Annotated in this window: 16 protein-coding genes and 1 tRNA gene; 7 read left to right on the top strand and 10 right to left on the bottom strand. The window is 34.2% G+C overall.

The genetic code is table 11. The annotated features are described in order from the left end of the window. Positions 1–74 precede the first annotated feature (74 nt). A tRNA-Met gene (locus OPR29_RS05475) sits at positions 75–151 on the top strand. Between the two features lie 131 nt (positions 152–282). Here the strand turns inward: OPR29_RS05475 and tmk are convergent. Continuing rightward, positions 283–900, bottom strand: a complete 618-nt coding sequence (gene tmk, locus OPR29_RS05470) for a dTMP kinase (protein WP_007302302.1) — start codon at positions 898–900, stop codon at positions 283–285. A gap of 106 nt (positions 901–1,006) precedes the next feature. Here tmk and OPR29_RS05465 point away from each other — a divergent pair, with 106 nt between their 5' ends. From OPR29_RS05465 to OPR29_RS05455, 3 genes are all read left to right on the top strand, one after another. Further along, on the top strand, positions 1,007–1,579 hold the full coding sequence (locus OPR29_RS05465; protein ID WP_052264880.1) for a thioredoxin family protein: 573 nt from the start codon (positions 1,007–1,009) through the stop codon (positions 1,577–1,579). Positions 1,580–1,584: 5 nt separating this feature from the next. Beyond that, positions 1,585–3,303 (top strand): monovalent cation:proton antiporter-2 (CPA2) family protein, encoded by a 1,719-nt coding sequence (locus OPR29_RS05460; protein WP_007302300.1) that lies wholly within the window; start codon positions 1,585–1,587, stop codon positions 3,301–3,303. Between the two features lie 90 nt (positions 3,304–3,393). Beyond that, a complete protein-coding gene (locus tag OPR29_RS05455; RefSeq protein ID WP_007302299.1) occupies positions 3,394–4,554 on the top strand; it encodes an aspartate kinase in 1,161 nt (386 codons plus the stop codon). A 15-nt stretch (positions 4,555–4,569) separates the two neighbouring features. Here OPR29_RS05455 and recF read toward each other — a convergent pair whose 3' ends face one another. After that, positions 4,570–5,649, bottom strand: coding sequence for a DNA replication/repair protein RecF (gene recF / locus OPR29_RS05450; protein ID WP_007302298.1), 1,080 nt, complete (start codon positions 5,647–5,649; stop codon positions 4,570–4,572). An 8-nt stretch (positions 5,650–5,657) separates the two neighbouring features. Then, the gene (gene bcp / locus OPR29_RS05445) at positions 5,658–6,125 is read right to left on the bottom strand and encodes a thioredoxin-dependent thiol peroxidase (RefSeq protein ID WP_010403789.1); all 468 of its coding nucleotides are present in this window, start codon (positions 6,123–6,125) and stop codon (positions 5,658–5,660) included. Positions 6,126–6,188: 63 nt separating this feature from the next. Between bcp and gshB the strand changes: the two genes are divergently transcribed. Further along, positions 6,189–7,115, top strand: a complete 927-nt coding sequence (gene gshB / locus OPR29_RS05440) for a glutathione synthase (RefSeq protein WP_265025187.1) — start codon at positions 6,189–6,191, stop codon at positions 7,113–7,115. On the opposite strand, the gene OPR29_RS05435 is transcribed toward gshB, so the two are convergent. Continuing rightward, entirely contained in the window at positions 7,100–8,122 is a 1,023-nt protein-coding gene (locus OPR29_RS05435; protein ID WP_265025186.1) for a UDP-N-acetylglucosamine--N-acetylmuramyl-(pentapeptide) pyrophosphoryl-undecaprenol N-acetylglucosamine transferase, read from the bottom strand. The two genes, gshB and OPR29_RS05435, sit on opposite strands and share 16 nt — an antisense overlap. A 73-nt stretch (positions 8,123–8,195) precedes the next feature. Here OPR29_RS05435 and OPR29_RS05430 point away from each other — a divergent pair, with 73 nt between their 5' ends. Next, positions 8,196–8,555 (top strand): hypothetical protein, encoded by a 360-nt coding sequence (locus tag OPR29_RS05430; RefSeq protein WP_264376009.1) that lies wholly within the window; start codon positions 8,196–8,198, stop codon positions 8,553–8,555. A gap of 1 nt (position 8,556) precedes the next feature. Here OPR29_RS05430 and lpdA read toward each other — a convergent pair whose 3' ends face one another. The 6 genes from lpdA to der form a co-directional block, all read right to left on the bottom strand. Continuing rightward, complete coding sequence (lpdA, locus tag OPR29_RS05425; protein WP_265025185.1) at positions 8,557–9,942, bottom strand: dihydrolipoyl dehydrogenase; 1,386 nt, start codon at positions 9,940–9,942, stop codon at positions 8,557–8,559. 613 nt (positions 9,943–10,555) lie between these two features. Further along, positions 10,556–11,434: an aminoglycoside phosphotransferase family protein gene (locus tag OPR29_RS05420; protein ID WP_265025184.1), complete on the bottom strand. Its 879-nt coding sequence runs from the start codon at positions 11,432–11,434 to the stop codon at positions 10,556–10,558. Continuing rightward, on the bottom strand, positions 11,422–11,913 hold the full coding sequence (locus tag OPR29_RS05415) for a disulfide bond formation protein B (RefSeq protein ID WP_265025183.1): 492 nt from the start codon (positions 11,911–11,913) through the stop codon (positions 11,422–11,424). Before OPR29_RS05415 ends, OPR29_RS05420 begins: the two co-directional genes overlap by 13 nt. A gap of 98 nt (positions 11,914–12,011) precedes the next feature. Further along, a complete protein-coding gene (locus OPR29_RS05410; protein ID WP_149168763.1) occupies positions 12,012–12,605 on the bottom strand; it encodes a hypothetical protein in 594 nt (197 codons plus the stop codon). 5 nt (positions 12,606–12,610) lie between these two features. After that, positions 12,611–13,036, bottom strand: coding sequence for a hypothetical protein (locus tag OPR29_RS05405; RefSeq protein ID WP_265025182.1), 426 nt, complete (start codon positions 13,034–13,036; stop codon positions 12,611–12,613). A 132-nt stretch (positions 13,037–13,168) separates the two neighbouring features. Continuing rightward, positions 13,169–14,494, bottom strand: coding sequence for a ribosome biogenesis GTPase Der (der, locus tag OPR29_RS05400; protein ID WP_265025181.1), 1,326 nt, complete (start codon positions 14,492–14,494; stop codon positions 13,169–13,171). A gap of 316 nt (positions 14,495–14,810) precedes the next feature. Here der and OPR29_RS05395 point away from each other — a divergent pair, with 316 nt between their 5' ends. Further along, positions 14,811–15,452, top strand: coding sequence for a hypothetical protein (locus tag OPR29_RS05395; RefSeq protein ID WP_265025180.1), 642 nt, complete (start codon positions 14,811–14,813; stop codon positions 15,450–15,452). Positions 15,453–15,539: the final 87 nt, after the last annotated feature.

Raw genomic sequence — 15,539 nt, 5'->3', positions numbered from 1 at the left:
ATAAATATATGTAATAGTGTGATTTTATTCTTTTATTTATTATTATTACGCATATAATAATAAATAAGCAATGACGCGGGATGGAGCAGCTCGGTAGCTCGTCAGGCTCATAACCTGAAGGTCGTAGGTTCAAATCCTACTCCCGCAACCATCTTTCAATTGTACAAATATTGCGATTTCTTTTATTATAATAGCAATGTTATTTCTAACTCAAAGCTTGTTTTTGACCTGTAGGCTCAATCGTAACATTCAGTAAAAAACTCAGGGTATTTATTGACAAAATTATAGCGGCTGCATGCCTTTTTTCTTTTTTCTTATTACATCAATAATTTCACTATACACTTTATTGTTGTCTTTATCTGCAATTCCAGTAATAACATTACATCTATTAGATTCTTTTATAGCTATTTCTTGAAATCCTTTTCGAATTTTATGATAGAAATCAATGCTCATTTCTTCATACTTATTTTTATCCTTTGCTCTGCTGAGTCCAACTTGAACATCAATATCTAAAATAAATGTGATATCTGGATATTTAATTTCCACTAATTTGTGTAAGTCTCTTATTAGACTCAAGTCAACACCTAGTCCATACCCTTGATACGCAATAGTTGAATCGATAAATCGATCACAAATAACTGTCTTTCCCTCTTTAAGAGCTGGTAGTATTAATTCTTTCATATGTTCATATCTCATTGAGGTAAATAATAAAAGTTCAGAGATGGGATCAATATTATCCTTAAGTAGTGATCCTCTTATTTTTTCTGCAAAATCAGTACCACCTGGTTCTCTAGTCAATACGACATTATTTTCACCGTGAATTTGCTTGAAATAATTTGCAAGTAACTCAGACTGTGTTGTTTTACCAGAACCATCTATTCCTTCGAAGGTTATGAACATAAATTTTATAATTACAATGCTAAATGCAAATAGTGTACATAGAAACCATTTGACATTTAAGCAATAAGATCATAAATTATATACGGTATACAATTCTCTATGAGCTATGGTTACGCTAGACACTCCTAAGATAGATTTAGACTTTACTGCAAAGAATTTCAATCTCTTGGGAGTGGATAACAAATATTATACATTAAGTGACTGCTATGGGGAAAATGGTCTTATTGTAATGTTTATATGCAATCACTGTCCTTACGTTCAATCAATTATTAGCAATCTAGTAAGCGATGTTAATTTGTTGAAAAAAGATTATCAGGTAAACACCGTTGCAATCATGCCAAATGATGTGAATAAGTACCCAGAAGACTCCTTTGAAAACATGATTAATTTTGCAGAGAAAAATAAGTTTACATTTCCATATTTAATTGACAGTAACCAAGAAGTAGCTAAAGAGTATGGTGCTGTTTGTACCCCTGATTTCTTTGGGTTTAACGCTGATTTAAAACTTCGTTATCGTGGACGTTTTAACAATGCAAAAAAAGAGAAAGTTCAAAATTATGAAATAGGAAGTAGTGATTTATTTCAAGCGATGAAATTTATTGCAAAAACTAGCAATCCTCCAATTGACCAAAAATCAAGTATTGGTTGTTCAATAAAATGGTCTAATTCTACAGGTTAAATATTATGCACAGCGGCTCTCAGCATTTGTTTGATATTATAATCTTACTTTCCGCTGCTGTGTTTATAGTCATAGCGTTTTGGAAAATGAATATTAGTCCAGTGCTTGGTTACTTTGTTGCAGGTGCATTGATTGGTTCTCATGGATTTAATCTGATACATTCAGTTGAAGTAATGGATAACTTTGCAGAGTTTGGCGTAGTTTTCCTATTGTTCATTATAGGTCTTGAATTGACATTTGAACGCCTTATCGCTATGCGTAGGCATGTGTTTGGGTTTGGTTCCCTTCAAGTTATAGTTACCATGATAGCAATATGGTGCATTGCTCTTGCCTTTGGAGTAAATACAAACATGGCAGCAGTTATTGGTGGTGGACTTGCACTATCCTCAACAGCAATAGTGTTGCAGGTTCTGCAAGAAAAGGGTTCTCAAGCAAGCCAAGTTGGTAGATTGTCAATAGCAGTGCTACTAATGCAGGACTTTGCAGTGGTACCTCTAATAGTACTAGTGCCCCTGCTTACTGGCAATTCTGAACACAGCTTAATAAGCTCGTTGGCAGGCTCATTAGTGCAAGCAGCTATTGCATTGGTGTTGATATTTGTAACTGGTAGGTTATTACTGAGGCCATTGTTTTCGGTTATTGCCAAAATGGAGAGTAATGAAATCTTTATATCAACAACACTTCTGATAATATTAGGATCAGCATTTATTACTGAACAATTTCATTTATCAATGGCATTAGGCGCATTTGTTGCTGGGTTACTAGTTGCAGAAACAGAACACAGGAATTCGGTAGAACATGCAGTATTGCCATTTAAAGACTTATTTCTTGGTTTATTCTTTATGACTGTTGGCATGTCTATTGATATTGACCTTTTACTCAATAAGTTACCACTCGTTACTTTATTATCAATTATCCTTATCGTTTTAAAGACGTCCATTATATATACATTGTGTAGATTTTTTGGATTTAGAAGTGCACCTGCAATACAAGCTGGATTACTGCTTGCACAAGGCGGTGAATTTGCATTTATTTTATTCCGTTTAGCAGATGAATTAGATGTACTATCAAGTGAAATCGCTCAAGTGCTTATGATGGTAACTACAGTAACTATGGCTTTTACTCCTCTTTTATCGGGAATTGGAGACTGGATAGCAAATTCATTTAGCACTGAAAAAATAATACTAGACGATGAAGCAATCGAAACAGACACACAAGATCTTTATAACCACGTAATAGTTGCCGGGTTTGGTAGAGTGGGATATATGGTAACGAAAATGCTTACTGCAGAGCATTTAAGTTATGTTGTTGTAGATATTCAATCAAAAATAGTGAAAGAAGGAAAAAATGACAGTTTCCCTATATATCTTGGAGATGCTACAAGATATGAAATTTTAAAATCAGTAGGAATAGAAAGAGCTCAAGCTCTTGTGGTTTCAATAAAGAACGAAGTCACTATAAAGAAAATAGTTTCTCTAGTTGCAACAAACTTCCCACATGTAAATATTATAATACGTTTACCAGATTTGAATAATGTGGAGGTTTATAAAGATCTAGGGGCTAGTAAAATTATTCCCGAGACGTCTGAGATTGGATTGCAGCTAGGTGGAGCAGCATTAAGCTTAAGTGGAATTAGCGAAAGCGGAGTTACATCTTTAAAAGGTAAATTTAGAAAAGGCAACTACAGTATGTTAAAAGACCTTGGTAGTGATAAAGATGAATAATCCTCTATCAACTTTAATTAGTGATCAGAAAAACACATTTAATTAAGCAACTATACTCTCTAGAAAGGTGAAATTGACCTTATTGTAACTATGAACAAAATAATAATAAAAAAATTTGGTGGTACTTCGCTAACTGACTTAAATCGAGTTGCAAATCTAATAAAAAACGATATTGAAAAAGGTTATAATGTAATTGCTGTTGTATCTGCTGCTGCAGGATTCACTGACCAAATGGCTTTTCAAGCCAGGCAAATTTCAAATTTAAATTGTAGACAAGAGTTATCAGAGTATGATGTCCTGCTTTCAGCAGGAGAACAAATCTCTTGCGGGTTATTAGCTATCACTCTTCTGTCTGTTGGAGTTAATGCTAAATCATGGCTCGCCTGGCAGTTACCAATTGTAACGGATAATTTTTATTCTGAGTCTAAAATAAAAAAGATAAAAATTGACCATGTAAAAAGATCTTTTGCTGAGGGTTATACTGCTGCAATCATTGCTGGTTTTCAGGGTATACACGATGATAGAATCACTACTTTTGGTAGAGGAGGATCTGATATCTCAGCAATTGCCTTTGCTGTAGTCTTTGGTATTAGGACTTGTGAAATTTTTACTGATATTGACGGAATATATACAGCAGACCCAAAAATTGTTCCAAGGGCACGCAAGCTTAAATCTATCTCTTACAATGAAATATTGGAGATGTCGTCATCTGGTGCTAAAATATTGCATAATCGTTCAGTACAACTTGCAATGAAGCATAATATTAAGGTGCAAGTGTTATCCACTTTTGAGGAAGTAGAAGGCACTACAGTACTACACGAAAAAGATGTACTGGAAAGATACTTAATTACTGGAATAACTTATAGCACTCACGAAGCTCTTGTAACTTTTACTAACTTTGCAAATACTCTGGATACTTTAAGAGATATAGCAGGAGCAAACGTTAAAGTTGACATGATACATGGGTCAAGCTTTTTGATTTCTAAATTTGATGTTGATTTAATGACAAAGTTATTGAACAAAAATGAAAATTATGTCGTAAACAATAATATAGCTAAAATTTCAATAATTGGTATTGGTGTTATGTCTAACACTGAAGTGATGTATCGCACACTCAAGGTTTTAAGCGAAAAAAAGATAGAAATACTTGCTGTCACAATGTCCGAAATCAAGATCAGTATAGTTGTTCAAAAAAAACACGCTGAGGCTTTAATTAGAGATTTACATACCGAATATGAGCTTGATGTATGACAGCACGCTTGAAATTTATTTACTTGATAATTCAAAAAACTTGAAAGAGCAAAGATAGTTATTGAAATTATCTTGATTTACATCGGTTATCCAAGTTTGACATTGAATGCTTAACACCTCCTCCATTAACACCTTTCTGTAATCTTTATCCAGATGCGACATTATATCGTCAAGCAGAAGAAGAGGTGCTTTATTGTAATGAATACACCTTGCTTTTACACTAGATAAGATGATAGAAAGCAGTAATAGCTTTTGCTCTCCAGTAGAACAAAGATTTATTGGCATGTCCCCTTTTTGGCAAAAAACCCAAAAATTATCATTATGTACAGAAAAGGTTACTCTACCAGTTAATGAGTCTTTTTCTCTGTTTTCCTTTAGACGATTCTGAAAATATTCTGCAGTATCGTTCAAAGTTAGCTGACTGCTAAATTTCAAACTTGCCTTTGGAAAAAACTCACAAGAATGGTTATCAATTGTGTCTTGTAATATCTTTAAAACAGATGATCGCATACGTAAAATATCAATTGCATTGGTAGCCATGACGTTTTCAAGACTAGAGAGCCAACTTTCGTCCAAAATATTCTCTCTAAGCAATTTACTTCGCTCATGCTTAGCTTTTCTATATTTCATGTAGCAATAGGTGTAATTTTCTTCAAATAGTGAAACTATACGGTCTAAAAATTTTAACCTGTCACTTGGAGAATTAAGAAGAATATAGTCCATTTGTGGAATTAGCCATATTACATTAGATATTCTATACAAAGATGAGTAGCTTGACTGCGTTTTCCCATCAATTTGTATTAATTTCTTATTAAGATTCTTTCCTATACCAATTGAGTTAAGCTCTGCTCCATTGAAAAAATCATAATACACTACCCAACTTTCATTACTGCGCCTATTTTGCATCTCATTGATTTTTGCTTTTTTCATTCCGTTGCTTTTAGCAAGCAATGAGATTGCTTCAAGTATATTAGTTTTTCCAATACCATTTTTGCCAGTTACTACAACTGGTCTATCATCTAAATCCAGTTCAAAGTTTGAATGACTACGAAAGTTATATAATTTCAGTTTTTTTATATAGCAATGGGTAGTCATTCTTTAATTTATATTCTCCTTACTTCTTCTAGAACCTCATCAACATGTCCACTAACTTTTACGTTTTTCCAGATCTTCACTACTTTACCTTTTTTATCGATTAAAAAAGTAGTGCGCTCTATTCCCATATACTTTTTGCCAAACATGCTTTTTTCTACCCAAACACCATATTTTTCCAACATTTCAGCATTTTCATCAGAAACTAAAGAAAATGGCAAAGAATATTTTGCTTTGAAGTTAGCGTGGCACTTAACGCTATCTTTTGATACACCAATTATCACTGTGTCAAGAGAAGAGAAATTTTCTATTTTGTCTCTAAAGCCTTTTGCCTCCATTGTACAGCCCGGAGTATCGTCTTTAGGATAAAAATAAAGGACTACATTTTTTTTATCAAAAAATTCACTCAGCGATAAAATTTCGCCAGAATCTGTTGGCAAACTAAAATCAGGTGCATTATTTCCTACTGTTAATTCCATACTTTGCTCCATTATTAACACTTTTATGGTACTATAGTATATTGTAATAGGAAGGGAGGATAAATGAAAGTAGCTTTTCAAATGGATGAAAATATAAATTTTGAAACTGATACTACATTTGCATTAATAAAAGAAGCGCAGAGGAGAAAGCACGAAATTTTTGTCTATGTTCCTAATAATCTAGCACTCAAGTTAAATCAGTCAATTGCTCTTGCTCAGAAAGTCAGCGTTGATGATTTTGGTTTTACTTCTAAAGAAGATGTAACTATAGATTTGAATGAAATGGATATCATACTTATCAGGCATGACCCACCTTTTGATATGCGGTACATTACAACAACCTATATCTTAGAAAAGACTACTGCGTTAGTAATAAATAATCCAACAGAAATAAGAAACTGTCCTGAAAAATTAATTACTTCACTATTTCTAGAGCTAATTCCTCCAACTTTGATCACTGAAAATATATCGATGATTAGAAATTTTTGTCACGACTATCAAGATATCATCTTGAAACCACTATATAGCTATGGAGGAAATGACGTAATAAGAATACAAGACCAAAATAGCATTCAAGTGGTAGTCGATCTCATGATTGCAAAATATGAATGTCCTGTAATTGCACAAGCATTTTGTAAAAAGATAAATACAGATAAAAGAATACTGCTACTGGATGGAAAGCCAATAGGAGTAATGAAGCGAGTTCCAAAGTCTAGCGGAGAAATCAGAACAAATATGAGGCTTGGAGCAAGTTTTGAATCTATTGAAATGAATGATAGAGACACTGAAATATGTAATAAAATCGGTCCTGAGCTAAAGAAAAGAGGGCTAATATTTGTTGGTATTGATATTATAGATGACTTCCTTCTTGAAATTAACACAACTTCGCCTACGGGAGTAGTTTATATCAATAAGTTGTATAGTAAATCACTAGAAAAAGAACTATGGGATGCATTTGAAGAAAAAGCAATTCGTCAACTAAGTTCTTGAGCTATTGCCTTAATAAATTCAGTAACTCCATTCCTTATTCTTGTTTTCTTAGTATTATTAGCCATATCACGCAATTTTTGACAATTTTGCAATAAATCAACTAGCAACTCTCCTAGATTCTTTTTCGCGTTACTATTTTGCTCAACCATTACAGCTGCTCCCGAATCTTCAATATGTTTTGCATTATAAAATTGATGGTTATCTTTTGAGTGAGGATAAGGAATATATACAGCAGGACGCTCAGCAAGAGTAATCTCTGCTATTGAAGTTGCCCCCGCTCTGCTAATTACCAAATGAGCATTGGCCAGTTTATTTTCCATATCATCGAAAAACTCACTTAACTCACAATCAATTCCTTCACTTTTGTATAGACTCTTGACCTTGTTTATATTTTTCTTCGTACATTGCTGCGTTACTCTAATCCTCTCTTTTACTTCAACAGGTAGATCACAAATTACGCTGCTCACTACATCATCAAAAAAATTTGCACCCTGACTGCCTGCTATTATTAACACGTTTAAAACTGTTTCAGCTCTAGAATAGCCTTGTGCTTCTATATCGACAAAATTTCCTGTAAAAACGCATTTACTACCTTCTGCATACTTAGTCTCTGGAAAGCTAGTTGCAATTAATTTTGCACTCTTGAAAAAGAATCTATTTACTCTCCCTAAAACTGTGTTTTGTTCATGTAAAACTATAGGTATAGAAAGAATCTTTGCTGCAAGAAGAGTTGGAAAAGAAGCGTAGCTACCAAAACCAATGATTAGCTTTGGTTTTAATTTTCTCGTTTGATACAGTGCTAATACACAACTATACATTAACAAAAAGAGAAACTTCAATTTGTTGCCACTTGGCTTGCACAATGGTAAAATATAACTTTCTATATTGATGGTTTTTTGATCATTGAATAATATACAATTGTGCCCTTGTACCTTTAGTGCTTTTGCTAAGGTTATAGCTGGAAAAACATGCCCACCTGTACCGCCTGTTGCTAGAATAATATCCATCTGTAAATAGCAATTTGATAATAGATTGTTAATTATTTTTTAATACTTTGCATGTAAAATTTTATCAAGCTTTATGATAGTTGAGTTAAAAATGCCTAAAAATAGTGACAGTAAAAAAGAATCTAACGTAAAAAATAAGCCTCAAGAGCAAAGCAGAAGCGGAGGTTTATTAAAAAACATAATAAAAGCTCTTTTTAACTCAGTTGTTGATCTACCTCAGCAAGAACAACTCAATAAAAATATTGATAGACAACAAGGTTTAGACAGTAAAAGAAAAAGCCCAGAGGATCTTAATCAGGAAAAAAAGCTTGAAGTGAAAGAAGCAGCTGAAGGGTTAAAAGAAAAGTTAGAAAAATCTGATATTGGTAATCAATCTATTAGAATTGAATCGCCTAATCAGGATAATTGTAGCTCTAAAACAATGGATCGTTAGCTTAACTATTTAACGATTCATCATCTGCAGCAAGTACTGATTCGTGTATAATTTCCGAAATAGTTGGATGAGGAAAAATCGTAGATTTTATGTCGAAGTCTGTTCCTTCTAGTTGCTTTGCAAGAGCAAAATTGCTAATTAACTCTGTTACTTCCGCTCCTATCATGTGGCTACCCAGAAGTTCGCCTGTTTTTTTGTCTATAATTGTTTTCACTAAACCTTCAGTTTCACTTAGTGCAATAGATTTACCATTAAAGTTGGAGTGAAATTTTCCTACTTTTATATCGTATCCACTTTTTATTGCCTGTTCCTCAGTAAGGCCAACGCTTGCTACTTGCGGATGAGAGTAAGTGCAATTTGGTATGCACTCTTTTTTTAACTTATGAGCATTTTTACCGGCAATTTTCTCAACACAGATTACAGCTTCATGACTTGCTTTATGCGCTAAACATGGGGGACCAGCTACATCACCTATTGCATACACACTTGATTCACTTGTTTCATACCACTCATTCGTTTCAATGAAACCAGAAGGACTCAACTTAATTTTTGTATTTTCTAAACCTATATTTTCAGTGTTTGCTTGCACGCCAACTGCAACAATCACCCTATCAAATTCTTTGCTCTCACCACTACTTAGTAACACTTGAGCAAAGTCTTTATTTTTAGTCAAAGCTTTTACGCTACTGTTTGTATATATTTTTATCCTTTGTTTTGTGAATATTTCTTGTGCTAAATTTGAAATATCTTTATCTTCCAGCGGCAAAATAGTGTCTTTTACTTCTATAATTGTTACATCAACTCCCAAAGTACTATAAAAACTTGCAAACTCTATTCCTATCGCACCAGAACCTATGATTAGTAGAGATTTTGGTAACTTCTTTGGAGTCATAGCGTGCTGCGCATTCCATATTAAATCTCCATCTACTTCGATTCCAGGAAGATTTCTTGCCCTTACACCTGTTGCTAAAATGATATGCTTGGAAGAAATTTCCTCCTCCTTTTTGTCATTAAGAATTTTTATAGTACGATTACCTGCAAGTTTACCGAAGCCTTGATGGACTTTGATGTTATTTTTTTTCATCAAATACTCAACACCACTTGATAGCTTGCCAACAACGTTCCTTGAATATTTCACCATTGATTGTATATCAAAACTTGCATCCTTTACTTTTATGCCAAATTCTTCTGATCTTCTTATTAATCTATAAATTTCAGATGCTCTAAGTAGCGATTTTGTTGGTATACATCCCCAATTTAAGCATATACCACCCAAATTTTCCTCCTTTTCAACAATTGCAGTTTTAAGTCCAAGCTGCGCCGCTCTAATTGCTGCTATATAACCACCAGGACCGCTGCCTATAACTGTAATATCATACTCATTCATCAGTTTTTTTCGTGTGCAAAAGACTATATATAACAGATGGAACCCGTATGATCAATGCTCAGGTGCATAGAAGCGGCTTGACAAACCTTCCCACTTTTCTTCTTATATCAATAAGAGTATTTATCCTTGTTTTTAATCTCTGCAGATTTAACAACAAAATTCAGTAAAAAACTCAGATATTTATTGGCAGATTACATAAAAATTATAGCGGCTACATGTTTTTTAAATTTTTTCTACTTCAGCCAAAACACGCTTGTTAGCACATTATCAATTTACATTATTAAAACTCGCTATATAGGGATTCTTTTGCCTTTTTTCTATTTGGTAAATTTCTTAATATTTGTAGCTAAAATTTCAGGATGTCATTCCAGCACTTCTTATTACCTGTTCTGGACCCCAGTATCTGGGCACTGGGATGACAAAAACATAAGATGACACCGAAGGGGCTACTCGCATCTTTTTAGCCCAAATCACAATGTTCGTACAGCTGTGACTAGTATGACACCTTCCTTATACAAAAAATTTTTTGATAAAAAAACTGGATTTCAATACTGAGATTACATCCTTTCTAGTGGAGATTGCTCTCAAATCACAATGTTCATACAAATATACTTTATGAATTGCGTTTATAATCTCTAAACACTTCATTAATAGTGTGCCAAGTTTCGACAGCGTTCGTGTTTGTGGTAATATCAGCAAGAGCCTTCCATAAAGCCCAGGCACGGCCACGAGTCCAAGTGCTAGCATCCAACGGAAGCATTGCACGGAAGATTTTTCGGCTTTCTCCTCTAAGCAGCGTCCAAGCAATCATTAGATCGCAAGCGGGATCGCCGATCCCCAATCCTCCAAAATCAATGACGGCACTCAATTTTCCTTCTTGCACCAATAGGTTGCCAGCGCTAACGTCACCATGGACCCACACTGGCAAACCTTTCCAAGCGCTTGCTAGCGCTGCTTCCCAGAGCTCGATTGCAGCATTGGCATCTATTCTATCTTTTAGAACGGCAATTGCTTGCTTTGTCTCAGAATTATAGGTTGTTAGTACCCCTCCACGATAGAAATTATGTGGTCCGGGAAGAGGCCCATCTGTAGTATCTATGCGTTGTAAAGCAGCGAGAAATTGAGCAAGGCTGGTTGCAAAGTTATTCAGATCTGCTATGTGCACAGATGCAGCGGTGTTGCCATCAATCCATTGGTAAATAGACCATTGCCATGGGTAACCCTCACACGACTCTCCCATTGCCAAAGGCTTTGGAATTGAAAGTGGCAGTAAAGGTGCCAACCTGGGTAACCACTTTTGTTCCTTTTCCACCTGCATTGCATACTTTGCAGCGCTTGGCATACGTACAAGCATGTGATCACCCAGACGAAATGTTCTATTGTCCCATCCACCGGGCACGATTTGGCAGATAGACAGATCTTTAAATTGCGGAAACTGGGTGACAACTAAGCGGTGTACAAATGCAGCATCTACTCTTGCTACTTTTTGCACCAATTGTGCCTTAAATTTCTTTCTTTACAATATATCCTACCTGATACAAACAGGGCTACTATAAGATAAATAAGATTCCATGTTGCTAATGAAACACCAAAAATATAATGAGGCCTGTCACAAGACGGAGAGTAATTGGGGTTTAATAGATTATTTCTCAACTCTTCTATGCTAACGTTACCACTTGCTTGCTCTGTACAGCCTAAAACATCATGAAATAAGTGGAGTTCAAGACCTACATGATAAAAAGATATTATTGCACCAATGAGATAGCTGCAAAACATCGCATAGATTAGGATTTTGTTGTCTTTGAACATGTACGCAACTGCAAGTAGCCCTGTAACATAGTAAACTACTCGCTCGTATATGCATAACTTGCATTGTAGCATATTGAAGAAATACTCTAGCACATATGCAAAAATCAGAGCAGCGGCACTTGACAGCAAAAAGATTGTAGAACTGTTATTTATATCTGACATAATTAACGAATTACCACAACAACCGAAAAAGTCAACTTTTGTTTAATAATGTTCTATATAATTATAAAGCGACACATATCACTCTATAACTTTTTTATCTAGCCTCTATGCATGTATTCACAGCTAGATACTGATTTAGTTTGCATACTAGTTACAACCCTAGTATCACTATCTATTTTTGCAATTTCTTCTTTGGTATACAATTCATCCTTGTTTTTCGTCCAGCTATTGTCATATTGAATATCAACTTCTCCTCCATTGGTTTTAAACCCAAATGTTTCTTGCATAAGCAATCTTGCTTCTTCCAAACGTCTGTTGTAACGTTTGTTAGAATCTTGATAGCTAGATATAAGAAGAAGAACGTCATTAGAAAGAGTGAAATATACTATCTCTTCCATAATTTTGTAAATCTCATGTTCTGATAACTTAAACAAAGGATAATCTTTTTGAAACTTATTCTTTACTTCATTGTAAATTTCCATAATTTTTACTCTACCAGCATCGCTTAGAGCAATGATAGCATTTTCAATACTTGCTATACCATCATAGTCATAACCTTTTCTGTCATTTTCAGCAACCAAAAAGCCATGCACAGCCTGAATCTCACCAACTTTCTTATCTTCTTTAGGTAAGATATCAAAATCAAAATAGATCATAGGAGATTTCAATACCAACAACATAAATATACGCATACTGTCTATCTCAACACCAAAATTTTACTTTCTGGAATAGAGTATAGATCTTTGAAATATTGAGATACAGTGTATAAAGGACATTTAGATAGTTCTGTTTTCTTATCTGTTTGTAAGTGAAAGCTAAATTCATACTCTCCTAAATCCAGCTCATTAAAGTCTATAAGCTCTATGTTTTTGTTTGGGTTAAACTCTCTGTTTGATATTTTATTCTCCAACTCTTTACGTTGCGTAGGAGTAAAACCAGATCCATTTATTACTAATTTCACTACACACGTATCTTCCCTTTTTGCCCAATTGCTCAATCTTTCCAAATATTTTTCTGGAATCGGGTATCCATATCTTTTTGGAAGCCACTGAAATACTAAAGGTGTATCAACCGTGAAAGTATGTGGAGATCCAGGCCTTAAATCTTGTCCTTTATAATTCATAGCAAAAGTACTAAACAAGTTAATACTTTACTATATAATATTAATTTATCAACTACTTATTTAAGTAATATTATTTACTTATTAATAATATTACTAAGATAAAAAAGTATATTATTAGTAAAACAAGATTATCTACTTTACATAGGGGTTTTTATTCTTTTTCAAAAGCAATCTAACTGGTACACCTTCAACAAAGAAGTTTTTTCTAAGACCATTAGTCAAATAACGTTTATAACTCTCATCAACACTTTCCGGGACGTTGCATACCAAAGAAAAAGCTGGAGGTTTGGTGCCAATTTGAGCAATATACTTCATTTTAATCTCTCTACCTTTTATAAGTGGGTGAGAATGTTTTTCCACAGCATCTATTAGCCAATTATTCAGTTTTGCAGTGCTGATCTTCTTGTTTAAGGATTCACTCACTTCAAGACACTTATCTATCACATCACCACAGCGCATACCTTTCAATGCAGAAATTGTTACAGTTGGCACTTCCAAAAATAACCGAGTCACTTCCTGTTGTTTGACAAATTTTATTAACTTACTTCTGTCATCCTTACCTATTAAATCCCACTTATTTAAAACAATGATAATTCCCTTCCCCCCTTTAATTGCAGCTTCAGCAATTGATAAATCCTGCTGCTCAATGCCAAGCAAGGAATCTAACATTAAAATCACTACATGAGAGCGCTTTATTGACTCTATACTTTTTTCAACAAATCTTGATTCTAAGTTATCAACAACATTTGCCTTTCTGCGGATTCCCGCAGTGTCGATGAGAGTGATTAATTTCCCATTATGGTCGTATGAAATATCCACAGAGTCACGCGTGGTACCGGGTTCTGAGCTTACTATTAGTCTATTTTCTGCAAGTAAACTGTTTAAAAAAGTTGATTTTCCAACGTTTGGGCGACCGATGATTGCAATCCTCAGTCTAATGGACTCACTTTCAGGCAGCTCAGTGCCTTTGCTAAGACCTTCAATAACACTAGCTAATGCATCATAAAGATCAATCATACCAAGATTATGTTCGGCTGAGATGTACACCGGACCTATGAAGTTGAAGAACTGCAAATAATCAACGTTTTCCGATTTATGACTTTCGCATTTGTTTGCTATTAGTATTACAGGTTTGTTCGTTTTTCTCTTCAGCCACTTTGCAAACTCTTTGTTCTGCTCATTTTGCACTCTTGCATCAACAAGAAAAAAAATTACATCTGCGCTTAATAAAGAAAGCTCTATTTGTTCAATAACTTGTAGTGAAAAACTGGTTTGGTCATTCCATCCTCCTGTATCTATAACTTTAAACTCTAAATCACTAATTCTTCCAATTCCTTCACGCCTATCTCTCGTTACTCCTGGAATGTCACTAACCACCGCTGCTTTTCTTCTCACCAACCTATTAAAAAGAGTTGACTTGCCTGCATTTGGAAGGCCTATTATGACTATTTTCAGCATAGTTTAAGAGCGTATTTTATAAATAGTAAATTATAATCAAAATTTTTTAATTTAACTATTGACTTGATAGATTATATACCTATCCTAAAATTAGGATATTTTATCTTAAGTTTATTATGTAAAATTGGAGGCGCTATGCATAATGCAAATGAAACTTTAATAATGAATTTCGATCAAGTTGCTCAATTAACTCCTCAAATTTATAAATTAGGGACACCTTATAACAACAGGACACGTATATATAACTATATAACTTTAGCTAAAGCATTGGAGAATCTCAATGATCAATCCCGGTCACATGCAAATAAGGATTTTTTTGAGTGACAATGATGAAGAAACTAAGAAATTTCTGAGTGTAATTCGAAAAGGAATTGCTGAATATACAGGTAATGATTCTATAGATGTGAGGTTGAGAGGAAAAGAAGATAAATCATTTACTGCATGGGTATCGTTAAAAGAAGGCAGAGGTGAGTTAAAATTTGATAACTCATTTCCTGGTAAAGCCTTGAAGGATAGTAATCTAAAAATTGGAGCTTTTACATTGGTATCTCAAGAAGATAAAAGGTTGGTGCGTGTTTCACAAAGTGATGATGGTGTAAGGCTTTATCAAATACTAAATGAGTCTTGTATAATTAAATTTAACTGGAAAGTGGGTGATAGAGATTGCAGTATTGCTTTAAATATTAGTGGAAATGGTAACGTATTTTGTACTGATTTAAGTGATAATATAAGTCCTGAGGACTTCGAGGAAAACAAAGCTGTAAAAATAAAAATTGGCTATTATGAGAATAAGAAGATGGATAAATATAATGACATGACTCTAGCAAAATTGGTCTCATTGGCTTCAAACTTACAAGGAATTGAAAGAGAAGTTATAACAATTAATCCATCAACAGGTGTAACAAGTGCAAGTGCACAGAATGTTAGTGAGTCTCAGCATTCTCAAAATATTAAATAGAAATTGCTAGCGCATTAATTATCGTACACATACACCGTTGCATGCAGTAACGGTGTATGTGTATAATCAATAGGATTTGTAAGCTCA

The organism is Wolbachia endosymbiont (group B) of Pammene fasciana (genome assembly GCF_947251495.1).
Taxonomy (GTDB): Bacteria; Pseudomonadota; Alphaproteobacteria; order Rickettsiales; family Anaplasmataceae; genus Wolbachia.
Note: the sequence above shows the minus strand (reverse complement) of the source record. Positions and strands in the feature narration are given on the sequence as shown.